20 protein-coding genes and 1 riboswitch are annotated in these 23,570 nt (G+C 59.6%); of the genes, 10 read left to right on the forward strand and 10 right to left on the reverse strand.

What is annotated here, in order from left to right; translation table 11 throughout:
* Nucleotides 1-648, forward strand: a 648-nt coding sequence (locus ACESMW_RS14665) for an HAD family hydrolase (RefSeq protein WP_372987763.1), incomplete at its 5' end; no start/stop codon positions are given.
* Nucleotides 649-821: 173 nt separating this feature from the next.
* Here the strand turns inward: ACESMW_RS14665 and ACESMW_RS14670 are convergent.
* The 3 genes from ACESMW_RS14670 to ACESMW_RS14680 form a co-directional block, all read right to left on the reverse strand.
* A complete protein-coding gene (locus ACESMW_RS14670) occupies nt 822-2,018 on the reverse strand; it encodes a class I SAM-dependent rRNA methyltransferase (protein ID WP_372987764.1) in 1,197 nt (398 codons plus the stop codon).
* Nucleotides 2,019-2,228: 210 nt separating this feature from the next.
* Nucleotides 2,229-2,621 carry a glycine cleavage system protein GcvH gene (gene gcvH / locus ACESMW_RS14675; RefSeq protein ID WP_372987765.1) on the reverse strand — a complete coding sequence of 131 codons (393 nt, stop codon included), beginning with the start codon at nt 2,619-2,621 and terminating at the stop codon, nt 2,229-2,231.
* Between the two features lie 45 nt (nt 2,622-2,666).
* On the reverse strand, nt 2,667-3,557 hold the full coding sequence (locus tag ACESMW_RS14680; protein ID WP_372987766.1) for a LysR family transcriptional regulator: 891 nt from the start codon (nt 3,555-3,557) through the stop codon (nt 2,667-2,669).
* 128 nt (nt 3,558-3,685) lie between these two features.
* Here ACESMW_RS14680 and metE point away from each other — a divergent pair, with 128 nt between their 5' ends.
* Nucleotides 3,686-5,998: a 5-methyltetrahydropteroyltriglutamate--homocysteine S-methyltransferase gene (gene metE, locus ACESMW_RS14685; protein ID WP_372987767.1), complete on the forward strand. Its 2,313-nt coding sequence runs from the start codon at nt 3,686-3,688 to the stop codon at nt 5,996-5,998.
* On the opposite strand, the gene cpdA is transcribed toward metE, so the two are convergent.
* The 4 genes from cpdA to thiC all read right to left on the reverse strand — a co-directional run bounded on the left by cpdA (nt 5,992) and on the right by thiC (nt 10,178).
* A complete protein-coding gene (gene cpdA / locus ACESMW_RS14690; RefSeq protein ID WP_372987768.1) occupies nt 5,992-6,798 on the reverse strand; it encodes a 3',5'-cyclic-AMP phosphodiesterase in 807 nt (268 codons plus the stop codon). The two genes, metE and cpdA, sit on opposite strands and share 7 nt — an antisense overlap.
* Nucleotides 6,799-6,959: 161 nt before the next feature.
* Nucleotides 6,960-7,445: a DUF1249 domain-containing protein gene (locus tag ACESMW_RS14695; protein ID WP_372987769.1), complete on the reverse strand. Its 486-nt coding sequence runs from the start codon at nt 7,443-7,445 to the stop codon at nt 6,960-6,962.
* Entirely contained in the window at nt 7,445-8,062 is a 618-nt protein-coding gene (locus ACESMW_RS14700) for an NUDIX domain-containing protein (protein WP_372987770.1), read from the reverse strand. The genes ACESMW_RS14695 and ACESMW_RS14700 overlap by 1 nt, the downstream gene beginning before the upstream one ends.
* Nucleotides 8,063-8,300: 238 nt before the next feature.
* Nucleotides 8,301-10,178 (reverse strand): phosphomethylpyrimidine synthase ThiC, encoded by a 1,878-nt coding sequence (gene thiC / locus ACESMW_RS14705; protein ID WP_372987771.1) that lies wholly within the window; start codon nt 10,176-10,178, stop codon nt 8,301-8,303.
* Nucleotides 10,179-10,268: 90 nt separating this feature from the next.
* Nucleotides 10,269-10,384, reverse strand: a riboswitch (TPP riboswitch).
* 184 nt (nt 10,385-10,568) lie between these two features.
* Here thiC and ACESMW_RS14710 point away from each other — a divergent pair.
* Nucleotides 10,569-11,927, forward strand: coding sequence for a TolC family outer membrane protein (locus tag ACESMW_RS14710; RefSeq protein WP_372987772.1), 1,359 nt, complete (start codon nt 10,569-10,571; stop codon nt 11,925-11,927).
* Between the two features lie 45 nt (nt 11,928-11,972).
* On the opposite strand, the gene waaA is transcribed toward ACESMW_RS14710, so the two are convergent.
* Nucleotides 11,973-13,226 carry a lipid IV(A) 3-deoxy-D-manno-octulosonic acid transferase gene (gene waaA / locus ACESMW_RS14715; protein ID WP_372987773.1) on the reverse strand — a complete coding sequence of 418 codons (1,254 nt, stop codon included), beginning with the start codon at nt 13,224-13,226 and terminating at the stop codon, nt 11,973-11,975.
* A gap of 102 nt (nt 13,227-13,328) precedes the next feature.
* On the opposite strand from waaA, the gene lpxL reads away from it, so the two are divergent.
* The 4 genes from lpxL to ACESMW_RS14735 are packed head-to-tail and all read left to right on the forward strand — an operon-like array spanning nt 13,329 to nt 17,400.
* Nucleotides 13,329-14,282: an LpxL/LpxP family Kdo(2)-lipid IV(A) lauroyl/palmitoleoyl acyltransferase gene (lpxL, locus tag ACESMW_RS14720; protein ID WP_372987774.1), complete on the forward strand. Its 954-nt coding sequence runs from the start codon at nt 13,329-13,331 to the stop codon at nt 14,280-14,282.
* 15 nt (nt 14,283-14,297) lie between these two features.
* Nucleotides 14,298-15,260, forward strand: a complete 963-nt coding sequence (locus ACESMW_RS14725; RefSeq protein WP_372987783.1) for a mitochondrial fission ELM1 family protein — start codon at nt 14,298-14,300, stop codon at nt 15,258-15,260.
* Nucleotides 15,257-16,369, forward strand: a complete 1,113-nt coding sequence (locus tag ACESMW_RS14730) for a glycosyltransferase family 4 protein (protein ID WP_372987775.1) — start codon at nt 15,257-15,259, stop codon at nt 16,367-16,369. Before ACESMW_RS14725 ends, ACESMW_RS14730 begins: the two co-directional genes overlap by 4 nt.
* Before the next feature lie 8 nt (nt 16,370-16,377).
* Nucleotides 16,378-17,400 (forward strand): glycosyltransferase, encoded by a 1,023-nt coding sequence (locus tag ACESMW_RS14735; protein ID WP_372987776.1) that lies wholly within the window; start codon nt 16,378-16,380, stop codon nt 17,398-17,400.
* Here ACESMW_RS14735 and ACESMW_RS14740 read toward each other — a convergent pair.
* The gene (locus ACESMW_RS14740; RefSeq protein WP_372987777.1) at nt 17,373-18,197 is read right to left on the reverse strand and encodes a glycosyltransferase family 2 protein; all 825 of its coding nucleotides are present in this window, start codon (nt 18,195-18,197) and stop codon (nt 17,373-17,375) included. The two genes, ACESMW_RS14735 and ACESMW_RS14740, sit on opposite strands and share 28 nt — an antisense overlap.
* Before the next feature lie 127 nt (nt 18,198-18,324).
* Here ACESMW_RS14740 and ACESMW_RS14745 point away from each other — a divergent pair, with 127 nt between their 5' ends.
* From ACESMW_RS14745 to ACESMW_RS14755, 3 genes are read left to right on the forward strand one after another with little or no spacing between them, the layout of a single operon-like run.
* A complete protein-coding gene (locus tag ACESMW_RS14745) occupies nt 18,325-19,746 on the forward strand; it encodes a mannose-1-phosphate guanylyltransferase/mannose-6-phosphate isomerase (RefSeq protein ID WP_372987779.1) in 1,422 nt (473 codons plus the stop codon).
* Complete coding sequence (locus ACESMW_RS14750) at nt 19,743-20,648, forward strand: lysophospholipid acyltransferase family protein (protein WP_372987780.1); 906 nt, start codon at nt 19,743-19,745, stop codon at nt 20,646-20,648. The genes ACESMW_RS14745 and ACESMW_RS14750 overlap by 4 nt, the downstream gene beginning before the upstream one ends.
* 51 nt (nt 20,649-20,699) lie before the next feature.
* Entirely contained in the window at nt 20,700-22,712 is a 2,013-nt protein-coding gene (locus ACESMW_RS14755; RefSeq protein WP_372987781.1) for a glycosyltransferase, read from the forward strand.
* Nucleotides 22,713-22,748: 36 nt separating this feature from the next.
* Here ACESMW_RS14755 and ACESMW_RS14760 read toward each other — a convergent pair.
* Nucleotides 22,749-23,570 (reverse strand): hypothetical protein (locus ACESMW_RS14760; RefSeq protein WP_372987782.1); only part of this gene is annotated, 822 nt, incomplete at its 5' end.

The following is a 23,570-nucleotide window of genomic DNA, read 5'->3' on the forward strand; positions in this document are numbered from 1 at the left end:
GCACTTTTTGATCTGGACAACACCCTGCTGGCTGGCGACAGCGACCACGCCTGGGGCGAATTTCTGGTGGAAGAAGGCCTGGTCGATGCCGAGGAATACCGTAAGGCCAACGACCGGTTCTACCAGGAATATCTGAACGGCGAGCTGGACATTTTCCATTACCTCCGCTTCGCACTGCAGCCGTTGGCCCGGCATGAAATGGACGAACTGCTGGCGTGGCGCGATGCCTTCCTCGAGAAAAAAGTACGCCCGATGATGCAGAGCAAGGCCCGGGAACTGCTGGACCAGCATCGCCAGCAGGGCCACACGCTAATGATCATCACCGCCACCAACCGGTTTGTCACCGAGCCGATTGCGGACCTGCTGGGCGTTGAGCACCTGATCGCCACCGAGCCGGAACTGGTCAATGGCCGGTATACCGGGGAGGTTGCCGGTGTCCCCAGCTTCCAGGACGGCAAGGTGACCAGGCTGAACGACTGGCTTGACCACCACACGCGCACCCTGGAGGGCGCCTGGTTCTACAGCGACTCCCATAACGACGTGCCGCTTTTGAAGCAGGTGGAAAACCCGGTGGCAGTGGATCCGGATCCGAGGCTGGAAGTGCTGGCGAAGGAGTCCGGGTGGCCGGTGATTTCGTTGCGGGGGTGAATTCAGGGTGAAAGAGGGGTCAGATGAAAGCGTTCATCAGACCCCGTGTGAGAGGGAAAGTGTCAAGCCTGGGTCAAAAGCAGGGGTCAGATGAAGGCTTTCATCAGACCCCGGAGCAGGCATTGAACTTGGGGTCTGAAGAAAGCCTTCTTCTGACCCCGTTTTCAGGCCTTTCACATAAACCCGGTCAGCGAGCGCACGAAGCACGACTTGATGTAATCCGTCTCCGGAATCCCCGGAATCACCGGATGATCCGGCGCCTGGTGCCCCTGCTCCAGCAGCTGTACGAACCTATCAATTTTCCGGCCGCTGCTGCGGATGATGTCGATCAGCTTTTCCTGGGACAGATGCATGGAACAGGACGCTGAAACCAGCAACCCGTCCCGCTCAAGCAGCCGAAGTCCCAACTGATTCAGGCGGGCATAGGCCTGTTCGCCGGCTTTCTGGTCCCGGCGACGGGGAATCAGGGCCGGCGGATCCAGTACCACGATGTCATACTTCTCTTTCTCGTCGGCCAGGGCCTTGAGTGCTTCAAAGGCATCGCCCTCAATGGTCTCGATATTATCCAGCCCGTTGATCTTCGCGTTGTGGTGCACCGCATCGATTGCCGTTGCCGAGGCGTCGACACAGGTAACCTGGGTAGCACCGGCACAGGCAGCCTGCAGCCCCCAGCCACCGACATAACTGAACACATCCAGCACCCGCTTACCCGGCGCATAGGCCTGCAAACGCTGGCGATTCATCCGATGATCATAGAACCACCCGGTTTTCTGCCCACCGGCCAGCGGCACTTCAAAGCGAACGCCATTCTCCTCGACCTGCAGAAGATCCGCCTCCGGCCCATGCGCCTGCTCGACATAGGTATCCAGACCCTCAACCTTCCGCATCTTGCCGTCGTTTTTCAGGATGATCGCATTGGCATGCACCAGACGCTGAACGGCGCGAACAATCGCCTCCTTCATCAGCTCCATGCCCGCCGTGGAAATCTGCACCACCACGGCATCCCCGAAACGGTCAACCACCAGCCCGGACAGCCCGTCGCTGTCACCAAAAACCCAGCGGTAGAACGGTTTGTCGAACAGCCGCTCCCGCATCGCCAGCGCAAGCTCCATCCGTTCCGTCAACCGCTGCGGCGTCATCCCCTGGGACGGATTCCGGCTGATCAACCGGCCACAGATCAACGCATGGGGATTAACAAACACCGTGCCGAGCGGCTTGTCATTGGACGCCCGAAGCTCGGCCTGATCACCGGGCTGGAACTCCGTCAACGGCGTACGGCGGGTATCAACCTCATTGCTGTAAACCCACAAATGGCCGGCACGGAGGCGGCGCTCGGCGCCTTTTCGAAGATACAAAATCGGGAAATTCATCAGATACACCAGCCAAACAAGGAATCAAAAGATGCGAGATTATAGCCAATTGGCCACTGCACCCAGACATGGGAGCAGTCGGGCAGGGCTTTCGAAAACTGTGCGGAGCCATGGATGGCGGAGCTCAAGCATCACAGGGACGTGCCGCAAGGAGCGTGTTTTCGAAAGCCCTGCCCGACTGCTCCTGCACGGAGTATGGCGCCGGAGCTCCTACTCCTCGGCAGCCACATGCTCTGCGTAAGCGGCGGCATCCATCAGCCCATCCAGCTCACCGGCATCCTCCAGCTTCACCTTGAACATCCAGCCATCGCCATAAGGATCCTCATTGACCAACTCCGGCTCATCCTCAAGGTTCTCATTCACGGCAATCACCTCTCCGGTCACCGGGCTGAACACATCCGAGGCCGACTTCACTGATTCAGCAACACCGGCTTCCTCACCACCGTTAACCGTCACGCCAACATCCGGCACACCGATGTAAACCACATCGCCGAGCTGCTCCTGGGCAAAATCGGTAATACCAACGGTTGCCGTGCCGTCATCGGCCACCCGCACCCATTGGTGGGTTTCAATGTATTTCAGGTCTGCGGGGATATCACTCATGGTTGTGCTTCCTGTTGAATTTTTCGCGCAGTTTAACGCAAGAGCCTAGCCCCAGCGAACCTCCCGGGCCAGGTTCATGAACGAATTCAGGTAATCCACCTCACAATCCCGCTCACGAAGGCCCAGAAAGATCTGCTTCGGCAGCCCTTCCTCTCCCAGACGAACCGGAACCACCGGGAGAGTTTCAGCATACTCCGCCACCAGCCATTTCGGCAGCGCAGACACACCCCGCCCAGCGGCGACCATCTGCAGCATGATGTCCGTCGTCTCGATGGTCTTGTGCCGGGCGGGGCTCGCGTGAGCGGGCAAAAAGAAGCGGGTATAGATATCGAGCCGCTCCACTTCCACCGGATAGGTGATCAGGGTTTCCCGCTCCAGATCGCCGGGCACAACAAACTCCCTGCTCGCCAACGGATGTTCCGTGGAAACCACCAGGACCTGCTCATAATCGAACACCGGCTCAAACACCAATCCGGGCCGATGCAGCGGGTCCGGGGTCACCAGCATATCGATGTCATGACCGAACAGCGCGCCGATCCCACCAAACTGGAATTTCTGTTTCACATCCACATCCACATCCGGCCAGCGCTCAAGATAGGGCCCAACCACCTTCAGCAACCACTGGTAACAGGGATGGCATTCCATCCCGATGCGGAGTGTGCCCCTCTGCCCCCTGGCAAACTGGCCAATCACCTGCTCGGCATGCTCAAGCTGGGGCAACAGCCGGTTGGACAGTGACAGCAGATACTCTCCAGCCTGGGTCAGCCGCAGCTGACGACCGTCCCGGAGCCACAGAGATGTGCCCAGGTAACGCTCCAGCTTGCGAATGGCATGGCTGAGTGCCGACTGCGTCAGATGCAGGGACTCTGCCGCCGCCGTCAGGGAGCCGTCGCGATCAACGGCACGGAGAATCTCGAGATGGTGTCGATCAATCATGGGCCAACCCGCCAGTTCGTGAATTTATTTCATGGAATATTGAAATAATACCATTTTTATTCATATCTAAGCCCGCCTAACCTGACCGACTCTTATCCGAAGCAAAAATCAGACGTCAGGAGTACACGATGGTTACCACTCACTCACTGGGCTACCCCCGTATCGGCGCCCAACGGGAACTGAAATTCGCTCTGGAAGCCTACTGGCAAGGCCGGCTGACCGAGGAGGAGCTGGAGATTACCGCCAGTGACCTGCGACGTCGCCACTGGCAGGACCAACAGGCACTGGATCTCGTGCCGGCAGGAGACTTTTCCCTGTACGACCAGGTGCTGGACATGAGCGAAACTCTCGGACACCTGCCTGAACGTGCGGGCAAGCCGGGCGGGCACCGACTCGACCGGTATTTCCGGGCCGCACGGGGCCGCGGCGCCAATGACGATAGCTGCTGCGGCACCCAGGCCGGCGAAATGACCAAGTGGTTCGACACCAACTATCACTACATTGTCCCGGAGTTTCACCGGGACACGGAATTCCAGCTCGACAGCAGCCGGATACTGGCCCAGCTCGATGAGGCCCGGCAACAAGGCTACCGTGCCAAACCGGTCATCATCGGCCCGGTCACCTATCTCTGGCTGGGCAAAGCCAAGGACGGCAGCGATCCCCTGGCACTGCTCGAGCGACTCCTGCCCGTTTACGGCGACCTGCTCGACCAACTCGCCGAGGCCGGTGCGGAGTGGGTCCAGGTGGATGAGCCTGCCCTGATCACCGAACTGGACGATCGCTGGCGCCACGCCTTCAGCCTTTCCTACCACCACCTCAAGGCGGCTCGTCCGAAACTTCTGCTGACCACCTATTTCGGCCAGCTGCGTGAAAACCTCCAGCTCGCCTGTGAATTGCCGGTGGCCGGCGTGCATCTGGATGCTGTGACGGCCCGACCTGAAGCCGACCGGCTGGCAGACTGGCTGGCACCTCACAAAGTACTGTCCCTGGGTGTCGTCAACGGCCGGAATGTCTGGAAAACCGATCTCAATACCACCCTGGACTGGCTGGAACCGTTGCATTCACGACTCGAAGAGCGGCTGTGGTTGGCACCGTCCTGTTCGCTGCTGCATGTTCCCGTCGATCTGGAACCAGAGGACAAACTCGACCCGGACATTCGTCAGTGGCTTTCCTTCGCCCGCCAGAAACTCCGGGAGCTGGCCACTCTTGCCACGGCCCTGAACCACGGGCGGAGCAGTGTTGCCCGGGAACTCGAGGACAACCGCATTGCCGTTGACACTCGCCGGCAGTCGCCACGGACCCGCAATCCGGTGCTCCGGGAGGCCATGTCCCGGGTTACCCCTCAGCTTGGCCAGAGAAACAGCAGTTTCGAAACGCGCCAAAAGCTCCAGAGCAAGGCCCTGCCCCTCCCCCTGTTTCCGACCACGACCATCGGCTCCTTCCCCCAAACCGGAGATATCCGGCAGGTGCGGCAACAGTTCCGTTCGGGAAAACTGGGTAAAGGAGAGTACCTGAACCGGATCAAGCAGGAGATTGCCCACTGCATTCGCGAGCAGGAATCACTCGGCCTGGATATTCTGGTCCATGGCGAAGCCGAGCGGAATGACATGGTGGAGTATTTCGGGGAGCAGCTGGATGGCTATGCCTTCAGCCGATTTGGCTGGGTCCAGTCCTACGGCTCACGGTGCGTCAAACCGCCCATCCTGTTTGGCGACATCACCCGGCCAAAAGCCATGACCGTGGACTGGATCCGGTACGCCCAGTCGCTGACCGATAAGCCGGTGAAGGGCATGCTGACCGGACCGGTGACCATGCTCAACTGGTCCTTTGTCCGGGATGACCAGCCCCGAACGGAGACCTGCTGGCAGCTTGCCCTGGCCATCCGCGAAGAGGTGCAGGAACTGGAGAGCGCGGGCACCCGGATCATCCAGATTGACGAAGCTGCGCTGCGGGAGGGCCTGCCTCTGCGGAAATCCGACTGGCAGGACTACCTGGACTGGGCCATCGACGCCTTCCGGATTGCCGCCAACGGGGTCGATGAGGCAACCCAGATCCACACCCACATGTGCTATTCGGAGTTCAATGACATCATTCAGGCGATTGCCCGGATGGACGCCGATGTCATTACCATCGAGACGTCCCGCTCCGATATGGAGCTCCTCGATGCTTTCCGGAACTTCGAGTACCCCAACGACATTGGCCCCGGAGTCTACGACATCCACTCACCCAACGTGCCGGAGCCGGCCGGGATCATTGCCCTGATGGAGAAGGCCGCAGAGAGGATTCCAGCCAAGAGGCTGTGGGTAAATCCGGACTGTGGCCTGAAAACCCGGCAGTGGGAGGAGGTGCGACCGGCACTCAGGGCGATGGTCGCGGCGGCCAGGGAGCTCCGACAGGGGCTGGAGCAACCGGTCGCGGAAAGCGAACTGGCAACTCAGTAGCCGGAGCTCTTCTGGTCCAGCTCGAACTCGAAGGCTCTGGCGCGATGGACTTCGGTCCGGAAATGGCCATCGGGCTCGAGCTCGAACCAGCGGTAACCCGGTGCCAGTGGCTCCACGGAAAAGTCCCTGGCGCCGGAGGTGAACTGGATACAGGTGGAGGGTGTGGCAAGCAACTGCACCCCGTTCCGGATTTCTGCGTGCTCCTGATGGACATGACCCCAGAGCACGATCCGCACCTGGGGATGGCGGTCTATGACGGCCCAGAAGGCGTCACGATTACGGAGCCCGATTTTCTCCATCCAGTCCGCCCCGATATCCACCGGGTGATGGTGCAGCGTGACCAGGGTCGGCCTATCGGGATACTCGGAAAGCGCGCGTTCGAGAAACGCCAGCTCACTGTCCGCCAGCTCACCGTAAACCTTGCCATGGACGGATGAATCCAGCAGCACGAAATGCCAGCCGCCCTGCAGAATCTGCCGACGATCGGCCTGGTGCTCCGCGGCAACACGGTCAAGTGTTCCAGAGTCATCATGATTGCCGGCCAGCCAGGCAGAGCCGCATTGGAAGGAGGAGAGGCTGTCACCGAAAACCCGGTACGCCTGTTCGGAGGCGTCCTGGGCCAGATCGCCGGTAGCCAGGATCAGGTCCGGCTGACCATGGGCCTGCAACACCTCATCGACCACGGCCGCGAGGCTGTCCCTGGTATTTACGCCCAGCAGGGCGCCGTCCTCGCGGGCCATCAGGTGGGGGTCTGTTATCTGGAGTACCCGCAAGGGGCGGGCCTCGTCCGGTCTGGTCATGGCGAACCTGTTAAGCCTGATGCAACCACTTGAAACAGGGACAAGTGTACGACGAACGCTTCAGAAAGGGTCAGCGGCAATTGCAACCGGAGTCACATTCCCACCAGGCGCCGTCAACATATTGCTATTTTTGACAACTATGACACATCCGATACAGGACGTCAGTCCACACCCTCGCCGGCCGGCCAGGCGGCGTACTCCATGGGCAGATGGCCAAAACGCAAACAGTAATCCAGCCAGTCGGCCAGAAAGCCGTTCACCTGAACCTTCTCGTCCGGGTGATGCATGAAGCGGTTGGGATAATCATTGACCGGCGCGATCTGGCGGTCCCGGTAACAGCTGATCACCTCGGCCATGGCCGCGTCGTGATAGACGCGTACGGTCATCTGGGGATTGTTCAGCCAGCGACCGGAATTGTGGATCTGTTCCAGCAGCAGGGTTTCGGTAAATCGAGCGGTCTGCAGAACCTTGATCCGGACCCGGCCCAGGTACTGGTTCTCCTGATGCAACTCGAACTCGCATACCGGTTTGCCATCAGCTTCCAGCTGACGCAACTTGTTCAGGCGCTGGTAATTGCCGTCGCACAGGGCGCCGAGCTGCCGGAGATCCGGCACGTAGCGCTTGGGTTTCATGGTCCACTCGGTCATCACTGCTTTCCTTCACGGAGTCTTGAACGGTTCAGTTCAAGCCATTGAAGCGCGATGATAGCGGCCGCGTTGTTGATCCGGCCATCGTGGATCATGGCTATGGCTTCGTCCGCAGAAACCACGTGGGCGCGGATATCCTCGTGCTCGTGCTCCATACCGTAGAGGCCGCCAGCATCCCTGGTACTGATGTGGCCACAGTACAGGTGGATCATTTCGGTACTGCCGCCCGGGGATACCAGGTAATCGCAGATCTTGTCGAGCCGGCTGAAGGTGAGCCCGGCCTCTTCCTGGCCTTCCCGCTGTGCCACTTCTTCGGGGGTTTCGCCGTCTTCGTTCATGCCGGCCACGAGTTCGAGCAGCCATGGAGACTGGCTGCGGCCGAGGGCGCCGAGGCGGAACTGTTCGAGCAGGACGACTTCGTCCCGGTCGCAGTCGTAGGGCAGCACGCAGGTGGCGTCGCCCCTTATGAAGAGTTCCCGGGTAAAGACCGGCATGTCTCGGCCGTCAAAACGCGGGTGGGTCAGCCAGAGCTTGTCCATGCGGAAGAAGCCCTGGAAGACGGTTTCGCGTTTTTCGACTTTGACGTCGCTGGCTTTGAACTGGAACGGTTCGGTCATCGTTCACCCCGGTTGGTAATCGACTTTGAACGATAGCCGTTGGTCGTCGTTTATTGCAAGCCTCTTGATTCCAGCTTTTGTGCGAGACCGGTGTTGGGGCATGCTTCCCAAAACTGTGCGGAGCCATGGATGGCGGAGCCCGAGACGCACAGGGACGTCTCGAGTCGTTTTCTGAACAGGGCCGCCTCCCCGGCTCACCCACCAAAACTAGCAGGCTGGGAGACGAATCCCCCTAAGCTCAGACCTTGTCGTAAAGCTTCCCGCCAGATTCCACAAACTCACGGGACTTCTCCTGCATCCCGGCGTCGATCGCGGAAACCTCGTCCAACCCGTTTTCTGCCGCGTAATCCCGGACTTCCTGGGAGATTTTCATGGAACAGAACTTTGGACCGCACATGGAACAGAAGTGGGCCACCTTGGCGGAGTCCTTGGGCAGGGTTTCGTCGTGGTAGGCCCGGGCGGTGTCCGGGTCCAGGCCGAGGTTGAACTGGTCTTCCCAGCGGAACTCGAAACGGGCCTTGGACAGGGCGTTGTCGCGGATCTGGGCGCCCGGGTGGCCTTTGGCCAGATCGGCGGCATGGGCGGCGATCTTGTAGGTGATGATGCCGGTTTTCACGTCGTCTTTGTTCGGCAGCCCCAGGTGCTCTTTCGGGGTTACGTAGCAGAGCATGGCGCATCCGTACCAGCCGATCATGGCGGCGCCGATGCCGGAGGTGATGTGGTCGTAGCCCGGGGCAATGTCGGTGATCAGGGGGCCGAGGGTATAGAACGGGGCTTCGTCGCAGCATTCCAGCTGCTTGTCCATGTTCTCTTTCACCAGGTGCATGGGTACATGGCCGGGGCCTTCGATCATGCACTGGACGTCGTGCTTCCAGGCGATTTTGGTGAGTTCGCCCAGGGTTTCCAGTTCGCCGAATTGGGCGGCGTCGTTGGCGTCGGCTATTGATCCGGGGCGCAGGCCGTCGCCGAGGCTGAAGGAGACGTCGTAGGCTTTCATGATTTCGCAGATGTCTTCGAAGTGCTCGTACAGGAAGCTCTCCTTGTGGTGGGCCAGGCACCACTTGGCCATAATGGAGCCACCACGGGAGACGATGCCGGTAACCCGGTTAGCAGTAAGCGGGACGTGATGCAGGCGCACACCGGCATGGATGGTGAAGTAGTCCACGCCCTGCTCGGCCTGTTCGATCAGGGTATCCCGGAAGATTTCCCAGGTCAGGTCTTCGGCAACGCCGCCGACTTTCTCCAGGGCCTGGTAGATGGGCACGGTGCCGATGGGGACCGGGGAGTTGCGGATGATCCATTCCCGGGTTTCGTGGATGTTCTTGCCGGTGGACAAATCCATGATGGTGTCGGCGCCCCAGCGGATACCCCAGGTCAGCTTTTCCACTTCTTCCTCGATGGAGGAAGTGACCGCCGAGTTGCCGATATTGCCGTTGATTTTCACCAGGAAGTTGCGGCCGATGATCATGGGCTCGATTTCCGGGTGGTTGATGTTGGCGGGGATGATGGCGCGGCCGCGGGCTACTTCATCGCGGACGAATTCCGGGGTAATTTCTTTCGGAAGGTTGGCTCCGAAGGACTGGCCGGGGTGTTGCTGGTCCAGCAGGCCCTGCGCCCGGGCTTCCTGGAGCTTCATGTTCTCGCGGATGGCGATGTATTCCATCTCCGGGGTGATGATGCCCTGGCGGGCGTAGTGCATCTGGGACACGTTTCTGCCCGGCTTGGCCCGCAGGGGTTTGCGCTCGTCCATGAAGCGGAGCGGGTCCAGTTGCGGGTCTTTCATGCGCCGGCGGGTGAATTCCGAGGTGTAGCCTTCCAGCTGTTCGACATCACCCCGTTCGGCGATCCAACCGGCGCGGATGGGCTCCAGGCCTTTGCGCAGGTCGATGTTCGCTTCGGGATCGGTGTAGGGGCCGGAGGTGTCGTAAACGACCACCGGCGGGTTCTTTTCGCCGCCCATTTCGGTGGGTGTGTCTTCCACGGTAATTTCCCGCATGGGCACCCGGAGATCGGATCGGCTACCCTGCACGTAGATTTTTCGTGAGCTTGGTAACGGTTTGATTGCGGCGGAATCAACTCTGGCGGAATCACTAAGGTAGGATGGCAGGTCGGTCATCATTCGCTCCCGGTAGATTGACTGGGGTTTCGGGTCGCGTATGACGGAGCCTGCACAGGCAGTTCGGGCCACTCGGGCGGGACTGCTTCTGGGTCATCTGGTCTTAATCCCTACGCCGGTATTATCCGGATCAGGTCGCGGGTTCTGCGATGCAATCTCAGCCGGCTACCCAGGAATCAGGTCAGCCAGCACCCCGTCAAGACGCGAGTGAAATTCGGTTCGGCACACAATTTGTGTGACGTTTGCAAGTGTAGAGGCCGGGGGAAATATTGTCCATAATGGCCAACCATAAGCCCGCCGGATGCGCAACCTGGTGCTTGAGAGCACTGTGCGGCCGGTTACCGGGCGTCCCGGACTGACGCCCATGTGCACAGGTATTCAGGAGAACGAATGAAAAAACGACTGCTTTCCGGACTGATTGGCGTGATGGCTGCTCACCCCGCCCTCGCCCTGGACCTGATCGAGACCTACGAAAAAGCCCTCTCCTATGACTCCGGTATCGCTGCCGCCCAGGCCAGTTTTGAGGCGCAGCAGGCAGCCAGCGATGTCAGCAAGAGTGCACTTCTTCCGCAGGTGGGCGCTTTCGGCGAGGCCAACCACACCGACCTGGACGGAGAAATCCAGGATGAAAGCTACAAATCCACCAGCTACGGCGTCCAGTTGACGCAACCGCTGTTCCGGGCCGACTCCTGGTTCCAGTATGACGCCAGCCAGTTCCAGACCGAATCCGCCCGGGCCCAGTACAACCTGGCCCAGCAGCAGCTGATCCTGGACGTGGCCACTGCCTATTTCAATGTGCTCCGGGCCCAGGACACCGTCACTACGGCCCTGGCCACCGAAGCCGCGATCCAGCGCCAGTACGAGCAGGCCCAGGAGCGCTTTGATGTCGGCCTGATTGCGATTACCGAGGTGTATGAGGCCCGTGCCAGCTATGACGACGCCAAGAGCCAGCGCATTGCCGCGGAAAACCAGCTCAACGTCGCCAAGGAGCAGCTGGCACGGCTGACCGGGGAGTACCCGGAGGATCTGGAGAACCTGCGCCGGAATTTCCCACTCGGTCGCCCCGAACCGATGGATCCCTCGGCGTGGGAAAACACGGCCCTGGAGCAGAACTGGTCCATTCAATCCGCGCTCTACGACCTCAACGCCAGCGAGGCCAACCTGAAGGTTGCCAAATCCGGCCATTACCCGACCCTGGATCTGACAGCCTCCTACGGCGATAACCAGATTGACGGCGGCAGCCCCAACCAGTTCGAAGGGACCCAGGGCGTCATTGGTCTGGAACTGAACGTACCCCTATATACCGGTGGCGGGACCCAGGCCGGTGTTCGTCAGCAGCGCTCACTGGTGACGGTCTCAGAACAGCAACTCAACACCGTTCGCCGGGATGTCCGGGTGAACACCCGCAGCCTGTTCCTGACCGTAAACAACAACGTAGAGACCGCTTCGGCGCTGTCACAAACCATTATTTCCCGCCGCAGCGCATTGGATGCTACCCGTGCCGGCTATGAAGTGGGTACCCGGAATATCGTGGAAGTGCTGGATGCGGAACGAGCCTATTACGTGGCGCTGCGTGACTATGCCAATGCCCGGTATGACTACGTAATCAATACGCTTCAACTGAAACAGGCCGCTGGCACCCTGAGCCCACAGGATCTGGTGGACCTGAACAACTGGCTGAGCGAGACGGCGCCGGGTATCGAAGCCTTGGCCAACGAGGAGCAGACCCTGGACGATCCAACCCAGTAAGGGTCTTCCAGTTTTGGCGGGCAGCCACGCTGCCCGCCGCTCTCCTCAGACCCGCTCGATAATCCCCTCGACCACTTTTTCCAGCGCCCCCCGGTTCTTGTTCACCACCGACAATGCGCGCCGGCCGATCGCCGCCCGCTCCGCGGGATGACTGAACAGGGAGATCAGGAAGGTCGCCAGTTCCTCGGCATTAGCCACGATCTTGACGCCAGTATCGTCCAGCAGTCGCTGATAGATGGTTTCGAAATTGAATACATGAGGGCCGGAAAACACCGGGATTCCCCAGCCTGCGGGCTCCAGGGGGTTGTGGCCACCGCGCTCAATTAGCGAACCACCCACAAAGGCAATGTCACTGGCACCATAGAGCATCATCAGCTCACCCATGGTATCACCGAGGTAAACCTGGGCATCAGCCGGATCCTCGCCATGGGAACGCCTGGCAACCGTCAGCCCCCTGGACATGGCCTTGTTGGCCACCGAATCGAATCTTTCGGGGTGCCTTGGCACCAGGATCAGGAGTGCATCCGGGTGGGCAACCAGCAACTCCTGATGGGCGGTCAGTAGCTGGACATCCTCGCCACCATGGGTACTGCCGGCAATCCAGACCGGTCGCCCCGCCAGCCGCGCACGAAGATCCCGAGCGGCCTGCCGGACATCCGGCGGTATATCCACGTCAAACTTGACGCTGCCGGTGACTTCCACCTTGTCCGGAATAACCCCGATACGCCGGAAGCGCTCGGCATCTTTCTCGGCCTGAGCCGCCACCCAGCTGATACTCTGCATGATCGGCAGCACAACAGCGCGGACCCGCTCATAGCCACGTGCGGAACGTTCCGATAACCGGGCATTGATCAGGAAAACCGGCACACCGCGGGCCCGGCTCTGGCGTATCATGTTGGGCCAGATCTCGGTTTCCATGATGACCAGTATCCGGGGACGGGTGCGATTGAGAAACCGGCGAATGGAGCCGGGGCTATCGTAAGGTGCGTAGGCATAGCGTACCCGGTTACCGAACATCTTTCGGGCCTGGGCCAGGCCGGTGTCGGTCATGGCCGTCATCAGTATGGTGATCTGCGGGTCCCGCGCCAGCAGGCGCCGCACCATGGGTGCCGCTGCGATGGTTTCGCCGACCGACACCGCATGGACCCAGACAACCGGTCCCGGAAGCCGGGGAACCAGCCCTATGCGATGGCCAAGGTCCTGGCGCAGAGCAGGAGCCTTTCGGCCCTGCCACCACAGCCTTAGCAGGATAAACGGCAGGATCAGACGGATGAGCTGGGAATAGAGAAATTGGAACACGCAGGACTCCCGGCAAAACAGTGCGTTATCATAGCGCAAAAATCGTCAAGGGGCCGCATGGTGCCCCCGGATTCACCCATTGTCGATGCAAGGTTCCCTGTTTTGAAGAAGAAGTACCGCAAACTGCCACGCAACACGGACTATTCCGCCTACCGGCACCCACGCTGGTGGCCAACCTGGCTTGGTATCGGCTTCATGTGGCTGGTGGCCCAACTGCCCATCCGTCTGCAGTGGTGGCTGGGCAAGCTGGCCGGATTGCTGGCGTGGAAATTTGCGCGCAGCCGCCGTCACATTACCGAAGTGAATATCCGGCTATGTTTTCCTGAGCTGACCGAACAGCAACAGGCGGCGCTGGTCCGAAAAGCCTTCATCGCCAACGGCATCGGGCTGATGGAGCTGGGCATTGCCTGGTTCCGGGCCCCGTCAAAGCTCACCGGCATCACCCGCATCCACGGCATCGAGCATTTCGAAAAGGCCCTGGAAGCCGGTCAAGGTGTACTGTTGCTGGGCGGTCATTACAGCACCCTGGATCTGGGAGGCAGCCTGGTGACTGAATACATTGAAGCCGATGTCATGCAGCGGGATCACAACAATCCTCTGATGAATGCGGTCATGACCCGCGCCCGGGGGCGGCGTTACGGTAATGTGCTGGGGGCCAAGGACCTTCGCGGCCTGTTCCGCAGCCTGAAGAAAAACCGCGCGGTCTGGTACGCCACCGACCAGGATTACGGGCGCAAGGATATCGTGTTCGCGCCGTTTTTCGGTATTCCCGCCGGCACCATTACCGCCACCTCACGGATTGCCGAGCGCAGCCGGTGCAAAATCGTGCCATTCAGTCACTTCCGGCGGGATGACAAACCGGGCTACGACATCTACTTCCACCCGGCACTGGAGAACTTTCCCAGCGGGGACGACCTTGAGGATGCCACCCGCATCAACCGGATCATCGAACAGGAGATTCGCAAGGCACCGGACCAGTACCTCTGGATGCACCGGCGTTTCAAGACCCGGCCGGACCCTGACGACCCCGGTTTCTACCGGCGCAAGAAAAAGTAGGAGGTGTCATTGAGCATGGAGCCGGAGAAAGACGGACCCGTGGTCTGGTTGGTGACCGACGGCAAGCCCGGGCACCGGAATCAGCTGAGGGGCCTGGGCAACCGTCTGCGCGCTCACACCGGTGCACACCTGTATTGGCTGGATGCAACCGACTACCAGGTGCCATTGTGGCGCGCCCTGCTCGGAGCGGCACCGCCCCTGCCCGCCGACCTGCCCCGACCCGACCTGATCGTGGCCGCCGGAACAGGCACCCACCGGTTGCTGCTCGCGCTCCGACGCCTGGGCAAAACACGAACGCTGGTGATCATGAAACCGGCCTTTCCACTGTCCTGGGTGGACGGCGCGATCATTCCCGCCCATGACGGGGTGAAAGCATCAGCAAACGTGTTTGTCACCGAAGGCGTGATAAACACCATCACACCACTGGCAAAACTGACCGATAACCGCGAGGCCCTGATCCTGATCGGCGGGCCCTCACCACACTTTGACTGGGACGACGATGCCATACTGGCCCAGATCAATGATCTGGTTGCCCGTTACCCGGACTGGCGCTGGACCATCAGCGATTCCCGGCGCACGCCGCCGGCAATGCTAGAGCGTCTCGCGGGCCTTGCCGGCCCCCGGATTACCGTGATGAGCTGTGAAACCACCCACGAGAACTGGCTCAGGCATCAGCTGTCTGCTTCCAGGGCGGTATGGACAACGCCGGACAGCATGTCGATGGTGTGCGAGGCCGCCACTTCCGGTGTGCCCACAGGCCTCCTGGATCTGCCCGCCAGACCGGGCAGCCGGGTGGCAAATGGCGTGAACCGTCTGGCCGAGGCGGGAATCGTCGCCCACTGGAGCGATCACCGCAGTGTCATGGCCCGGCAAACGGTAGCTTCCAGGCAACTCTGGGAGGCCGACCGGGCAGCCAAATGGATTATAGAGCGGTTCCTCAAGAGCCAACGAACATCGAAACAAGGAAACACAGCGTGAGGATTCTTCAGGCACTGCCAGCCCTTTACAGCGGTGGCGTTGAACGGGGCACCGTAGATCTCGCTGCCGAACTGGTTCGGCGCGGTCACGAATCCTACGTGGTTTCCAACGGCGGGCCCATGGCGGAACAGGTGCGGGGACAAGGATCCACCCATATCCACATGCCGATTCATCGCAAATCCCTGGCTTCCTTCGGCCAGATCCTGCCCATGCGCAAGCTGATACAGGACCTGAAGCCGGACATCATCCACGTGCGTTCCCGCATGCCCGCCTGGATCATCCATCTGGCCCTGAAAAGCCTGCCCGAGTCGGATCGACCTGCAGTCGTCTCCACCTTCCACGGCATGTACTCCGTGAACCCCTATAGCGCCATCATGACCAGGGCTGATCACGTGATCGCCGTGTCGAACTGTGTGCGGGATTATGTACTGAAGAATTTCAATATTCCGAAAGAGAAGCTCACCGTCATCCAGCGCGGCGTCAATGTGGAGGCCTTCCACAACCGGGCCCTCAGCAAGCAGTGGCTGGATCACTTTTTATCCCGTTACCCCCAGCTGGCCGGCAAGAAAATCATCATGATGCCCGGTCGGATTTCCCGCTGGAAAGGCCAGCTGGACTTCCTCGCGATGATGAACCAGCTTATCCGTCTGCGCCCGGACTGCCATGGCCTAATCGCCGGCGGCGCCGAGCCGGGCAAGGAGCGTTTTCTGGAGGAGCTGGAACGGGAGCGCAGCCGCCTGAGCCTGACTGACAAGGTGACCTTCCTGGGCCAGCGCAACGACATGAATAGCCTGTATCTGTTCGCCGATGTGGTCTGCCACATGTCCACCAAGCCCGAACCCTTCGGCCGGACGGTAACCGAAGCCCTGGCGTCGGGCACCCCCGTCGTCGCCTATAATCGCGGAGGGGCGGCAGAGACCCTCCAGGCCTGTTTCCGGGAGGGTCTGGTGCCTCCGGATAATACCGCGGCCTTTGCTGCGACTGTTCAGAATATTCTTGAAGCGCCGGAGCACGAGATCCTGATTCCGGACCGGTTCCGGTTGGAGGCGCAGACGGAGGCGACTCTCGAGGTCTATCGCAACGTTCTGGAACAGCGCCATCGTCCATGATTATTGCCATGATACTGGGCACCCCGGGAACCGGCTGGGGTGGTATGGAAAAGCACACCGCCGATCTCGCTGGCGCCCTCGCGGCGCTTGACCACGAAGTGCACGTTCTCGCCCATCCGTCCTATCGGAAGCAATTTGGCGAACGGGTCTTGTTTCATCCCTGCCCCATGCAACTGGGTAGGCGGAACCCCTGGCTCAGTTACCGGGTGCGACGGATAATCAGCGCACTGCATCCGGATGTGGTCCATGCCCAGGGAAGCAAGGCGGCCACCATGGTAAGTCGTTTGCGACTGCCGCCTGGATGCCGGAAAATTGGAACAGTTCACGGCAGCAAGTCGACCGAGAGGCCTTTCCTGCAACTGGACAAAGTGATCGCGGTAAGCACACCGGTGTATGACAGCCTTACCCACCCCCGAAAGTTCCGGATTTTCAACGGTATCGATGTGCAACAAAGCGAGGAAACCGTATCGCGGGTAGAGGAATATCCCCTGCCCTCAGCCATTACTGTGATTGCCGCCGGCCGGCTCGAGCCGGTCAAGGGCTTCCGGCAGCTCATCTCGGCTTGGCCCGGAGTGCTGGCACGGTTTCCGTCGGCGCATCTGACCATCTTTGGTGATGGCAGCGAGAAGACCGGGCTTCTGGAGCAGGCGAAGCAACTGGGTTGCAGCGAATCCATCACCCTGGCTGGCTATCTGACCAACCTGATGCCGGTCCTGGGGCAGGCAGATCTCCTGGTGATCAGCTCCGAGCGGGAGGGATTCCCCTACATCCTTGTCGAAGCCCTGATGGCGCAATGCCTCGTTGTATCAACCCCTGTGGCCGGTTGTGTTGAAATCCTCCCCAACGAAGCCATCGCCCCGGACCACTCCGTCACCGCCTTGTCGACCCTGATCATCGCAGCCTTGTCTGCGCCTGGGGAACTCAGGCGTCAGGAGCAACTGGCTTTTGACTACGCCCGAGCCCACCTGACCCTGGAAGCCATGGCCAACGCAACACTGGAGGTCTATGTCGACCCGGACTCCGACGACTGACCATCGGATTGGCCCAGTGCATCCAGCTCCTCGAGCATCTGTATCTCCTTTGCCTTCGCCAGGCGCATGAAGTTGCGGTTGGCAGCGGTAATTGACACGCTAAGACCAAACCAGCCGTTGAGAATCTGGCGGTGGATCAGGTAGTACTTGAGGAATTTGAGGGGGAACTCCACGAACAATCGACCTGAGGAAATCTTTCGGCCCCTGGCGGCCATGTACCTGGCCTGCTCGGAAGACAACTGGCAGTACTTACGCTCCATCTGTTCCAGGGAAATGAGAGTGCGATGGAGGACATCCCCCTTCAAATCGAGCACTTTACCCGACAACACTCTCGGACGGTCGTCATTGCTATCCTTTTCTGCGTGTATGGCTGCTCTGGACCGATTGTAGAGGCGCAGTATTTTTTTGGTCTTGTCATGACGAAACGGGTGCCCCGGGTTGGGCTGGGACAGCACCCAGCGCATCCGATAACCTGCGACATCCTCAGGTAAGGGAGCAGAAAACAAAGCCTTGATATTGGCCACCAGTTGCTCGGAGAGCACCTCATCCGCATCAAGATCCAACACCCACTCATTTCGGCATAAACTGGCTGCGTAGGCCTTCTGGCTCGCAAAGCCCTCCCAGGGCCGGTGCACAACCCTCGCGCCAAACGACCGGGCAATAGCTACCGTGTTATCAGTGCTGCCCGAATCCACCACTATGACCTCATCGGCCCAGTCATGAACCCGCTCGAGGGACTCCGGTAGCCTTTCCTCCTCGTTTTGGGTGATGTAGTAAACGGATAACGGTAATTTCATAGTTCAAAACCGCAATAACATGAACAGTAGAATGATAGCTGGCCTGCCGAAACAAAGCGCTTGTGATAGAATCCGTGGCCACAAATTCTGAGTGATGCTGGACCAACCCAATCCCCGGAGCAAATCCATGATACACCCCGTCATTATGGCCGGCGGCACCGGCTCCCGTCTCTGGCCGCTTTCCAGACAGCTGAACCCGAAGCAGTTCCTGAAACTGACGGACGAGCGGCTGTCCATGCTGCAAATGACGGTAGACAGACTGGATGGAATGGCCGCAGCAGACCCCCTGTTGATCTGCAACGAAGAACATCGGTTCCTTGCCGCAGAACAGATGCGCCAGTCCGGTTTTGACGATGCCCGCATCATTCTTGAACCCTGCGGCCGAAACACCGCACCCGCCATTGCCCTGGCGGCTCTCCAGATGGTCAACGAGCTCGGTGACGATGACGAAGACCCTCTGATGCTGGTATTGGCCGCGGACCACCTGATTCAGGATGTGGCCGCCTTCCAGGCAGGCGTTTCCCGGGCCGTTCCCCTGGCGCAACAGGGCCGCCTGGTGACCTTCGGTATTGTACCGGGGCACCCGGAGACCGGATATGGCTACATCCACCGCGGTTCGGAACTGGCTCCGGGATGCTTCGCGGTCGACAGCTTCGTGGAAAAGCCTGACCTGGATACGGCCCGGACATATCTCGCTTCCGGAGACTACCTCTGGAACAGCGGAATGTTCCTCTTTGGTGCCCGCCGCTACCTCGAGGAGCTGGAAAAACACCGGCCGGACATTCTCGCGATTTGCCGGGCGGCCGTTGACGATGCGAGTCAGGACCTCCACTTCACCCGCATCAATGCCAGTGTCTTCGCCGATTGTCCCGAAGATTCCATTGACTATGCCGTGATGGAAAAGACCAGCGATGCGGCCGTGGTGTCCCTTGATGCGGGCTGGAGTGATATCGGTTCCTGGTCAGCCTTGTGGGAAGTCAGCGAGAAGGACGAGCGCGGCAACAGCTTCAGCGGTGATGTGATCGCCCATGAAACCAGCAATACCCTGGTGCGGGCAGACAGTCGCCTGGTCGCCACGGTTGGCGTGGAAGACCTGGTGATCATTGAAACCAAGGATGCGTTGCTGGTGGCCCACAAAGACAAGGTTCAGGACGTCAAGAAGGTTGTGGAGACCATCCGCAACGACGGTCGCCACGAACACATGAATCACCGGGAAGTATATCGCCCCTGGGGTGTTTACGATTCCATCGACAGCGGCAAGCGTTACCAGGTCAAGCGGATCACTGTAAAGCCCGGCGCCAAACTGTCGGTACAGATGCACCATCACCGTGCCGAGCACTGGATCGTGGTAAGCGGCACCGCTCAGGTGACCAACGGTGAAAAAACCTACCTGGTGACTGAAAATCAGTCCACCTACATCCCTGTGGGCCAGGTCCACTCGCTGGAGAACCCCGGGGTGATCGATCTTGAACTGATTGAGGTCCAGTCGGGCTCCTATCTGGGCGAGGACGATATTGTTCGATTCGAGGACCTGTACGGCAGAACATGAGCAAGCTGAAGTACTTTCTGATTGCGGGGCTGCTACACATTGTCGGCTCAATGCCTCTTGGTATGGCGCAGAAGCTGGGGAAGCTGGTGGGCTTGGTTGCCTGGGCGCTGCCGACGAAGTCCAGAAAGGTGACCGACACGAACATCGCTATTTGTCTGCCCGAGCTTTCTGCCGACGAACAGCACCGACTTTCGAAAGATTCCATGGCTCACACCGGTATGACACTGCTGGAAATCCCGCTGATGTGGGAATGGCCGGTTGAGAAGTGCCTGGGCCTGATCAAGGAAACCCGCGGACTCGAACTCGTGGACCAGGCCCTGGCTTCCGGGAAGGGCCTGATATTGCTCGCCCCCCACCTGGGTAACTGGGAACTGGCCGGGCTGTTCTTCTCCTCACGTTACAAGATGGCAGCTCTTTACAGCCCTCCTCACCTGCCGGAATTCGAGGATTACATGATCCGGGTACGCGGCAGACTGGGCTCTGAACTCGTGCGTGGTGATCGACGCGGCCTGACCCGCCTGATGGCCATCCTCAAACAGGGTGGCGTGGCCGGCATCCTCCCGGATCAATCGCCCAGAGGTAAAACCAACGCTTTTGCCCCGTTTTTCGGTATGGAAGTGAAAACCATGACCCTGGTGAGCAAACTGATCCATAAAACCGGCGCGCAGGCACTTGTGACCTACGCCGAACGTTTGCCGGACGGGCAGGGCTTCCGAATTCTGGTGACGGAAGCCGAGCCCGGCATGGGCGATGCCGACGCCGTTTTGGCAGCAACCGCACTGAATCAATCGGTTGAAAAAGTGGTGCGGATGTCTCCAGAGCAATACCAATGGGAATACAAACGACTGCGGCATCGCCCCCCCGGGGAAACGAATCCCTACAACCCGGACCGGGTTTGCTGAGCCACACTCCTGCAAGCTCACCAGATGTAACAAGGACTGATGGAAACCCAGATGACACGTCTACCCCAAATCCTCCTGCCCGCATTACTCATGACAGGTCTGGGCGGTGCCCTGGTTTCCTCCAGCATCCTGGCCGGCGCCACGGCACTGCTGGCCATCGCCGGGATCACTCTGACGATCCGGAAGTCCCTGTACCGGTCCGGCTGGGAGGTCCCAAAGGAACTGAGGCTGCTCCATTTCGCCTTCTGGTTCTTCGTGTTGGTGAGCTTCTGTTCGTGGACGCTGGAGGGCTTCAGCTACGAGGGCGGAAAAAACCTCGGAACCCATGCCCGCCTTATCCTTTTCTGGCCACTGGTCGTGGCACTCACCTTCGTCGGGATTAAGGCAAGGGGCACCTTTGTGGCGCTGTCCCTGGTGTCCATCTCGGTGATCGCCATGTTCCTCCTTGCCCTGGCGGACCGCAATGGCGCCATCGAAAAACTGTTGAGCATCCGTTTCGGCGCGGGCATCAATCCGATCAGCTTCGGCAATCTTGCATTGCTGGGCGGCATGCTTACCCTGACGGGTGGCTTCTTCTTCGCCCGCAGCAAGCGCCTTGTGCCGGCCACCCTGCTCTTTGTGCTGGGCCTGAGCGCCGTGGTCATCTCGATGCTCTCGGAAACCCGCAGCAACCTGGTCGCCCTGCCCTTCCTCTCGCTACTTCTGCTGCCGCTGTTCGGCAAAAAGTGGCGCATTGGCGGCGCTGTGATTATTGCGGTGCTGGTAGTCGCTACGGCGGTCAGCAGCGACAGGCTGTCCCGCTCATTTGATCAACTCATGGGTGGAGGAAAACTGGACAACTCTATGGAGATCCGGTTTGAAGTCTGGGGACTGGCCTGGGACATGTTCCTGGAAGAGCCCTTCACCGGCGCCGGCATGGGAGGCTACACGCGGGGCGTGGAAGCTGCCGTGGCAGCGGGCGAGGCGAGTCGCAGAGTCGGCGCATGCTGCACCGGCCACGCGCACAATGACTTGCTGAACAATGCCGCCATGAGCGGTGTACCGGGGATACTGAGCTGGGCATTCCTGATTTTCATCCCGCTGGTACTCTTTGCCCGCAACCTGTTCAGCAAACACGCCCCTACAGCGCACATTTCCGTTGCAGGTACCATGGTGTCGACCGGGTACCTGATGTTCGGGCTCACGGAAGCCACGTTTGACCGGAGCCTGTTCCTGACTTTTTACCTGCTGGCAACAGCCTGCCTGGCTTCAGCTCTGTTCACTGAACTTCGCGCTTCCTATCACCGTAAACGTCGCGTCAAGGTTTCTGCCACCGTCATCACCATGAACGAGGAAGACCATATTGCCGACTGCCTGCAGTCCGCCCGCCTGGTGGCTGATGAAATCATTGTACTGGACAGCGGCAGCTCAGACCGGACTGTAGAGATTGCCAGAAAGTACGCCGATATTGTCGAAGTCACCGATTGGCCCGGGTTCGGAATCCAGAAGCAGCGGGCGCTGGAGAAGGCAACCGGCGACTGGGTACTTTCCCTGGATGCTGACGAGCGGATCACACCCGAGCTTGCCCGGGAGATCAACCATCATCTTGCTGATCCCGATGCGGATGCCTACAAGCTGCCCTGGGCCGTAACCATCTATGGCAAACGCCTCGATTTCGGGCGCAGCGGGCGAGCACCTTTGCGCCTGTTTCGTCGCGAGGGAGTGCGCTTCTCCGATGCCCTCGTTCACGAACGAATCCTGATTCCTGAAGGGCGTAAAATCAAAACACTAAGAGGGCGGCTGACCCATTACACTCATCGGGACTTTGGCCATTCCCTGGAAAAAAGCGCCAAATATGCTTGGCTCGGTTCACTGGAAAAGCATCGAAGAGGAAAGAAGACCCGGACCATGATCTACCCCACCTTGCGCGGGTTGATGACCTTCATCCAGGTCTATTTCATCCGGTTCGGTTTTCTGGACGGGGCAGTCGGCTACCTGACAGCGGTGACCTATGCCCAGGTGACTTTCAACAAATACGCCGGCTTGTGGACACTCGGTCGTAAGGCGCAAGACAACGAGACCTGAGAGTAAGAGTAGCTCGGACCCAAATCCAACCCGGCATCAGAGCCGGGTTGTCTCCACCCCTATGCCCCGAAACATACTTTGAATCTCGCTGTAAAACGGGAGTTTTGCAGCGAGAACTGCATCATCGACCTGATAAACGGAAAGCTCCGGGAATATTTTCTTCAGGGTAAACAGAGCCGTCGAAGTGAAACTGTAGAACGCTATGTACGGCTCCCGGGAAAGCGACACCTCAACTTCGATGGGCCATCGTGGAGAAGACCGCAGCTCAACAGGAAGTTCAGCCAGAGCCTGTACCAGCTCCCGGCGCCGCTCTTTACGGTGCATGAAATAGACAATCCTCGCATCCGGGTGCCGCTCAACCACATGAATCACCTGGGATCGCATTTGCTTTAAACGATCCTCTCCCCCGAATGGCTGACCAATAAATCCCACCAGAGGGATTCCCTCCTTCCCCTCCATTCGCGGAGGGAAGATCTGACGAAATACCGGGAAATCGTGAGTCTCAACATCCACTTTGCTCGAGCTCTCCAGCGGAAAACAGGTGAAGAAACTTACCCTTTCAGGAACAATGCTCTGCAGATAAACTCCCAGCTTTGCCAACAGCCTCCGCTTGCCCTCCGTGACCCTGGAGGCGAGACCTTCGCTGTGAATTGCATGGTAGTACCTGACTGTTGCAAGGCCATCGTCAACGAAGATCAGCTGCTTCCAGGCCAACCCCAGGTAAAAAGCTTCGTGAATCCAGCTGGACTTATTCCCGATGAACAATCGATCGATCTGGTGGCCTAACAATCTCCGGAAAGCAGATCTCAGGCGCAGATAGAAAGTACTTTTCTTCAAATAGATTGTCGGGATATCGTT

Origin of the sequence: Marinobacter sp., from assembly GCF_041690455.1 — a bacterium.
Lineage (GTDB): Bacteria > Pseudomonadota > Gammaproteobacteria > Pseudomonadales > Oleiphilaceae > Marinobacter.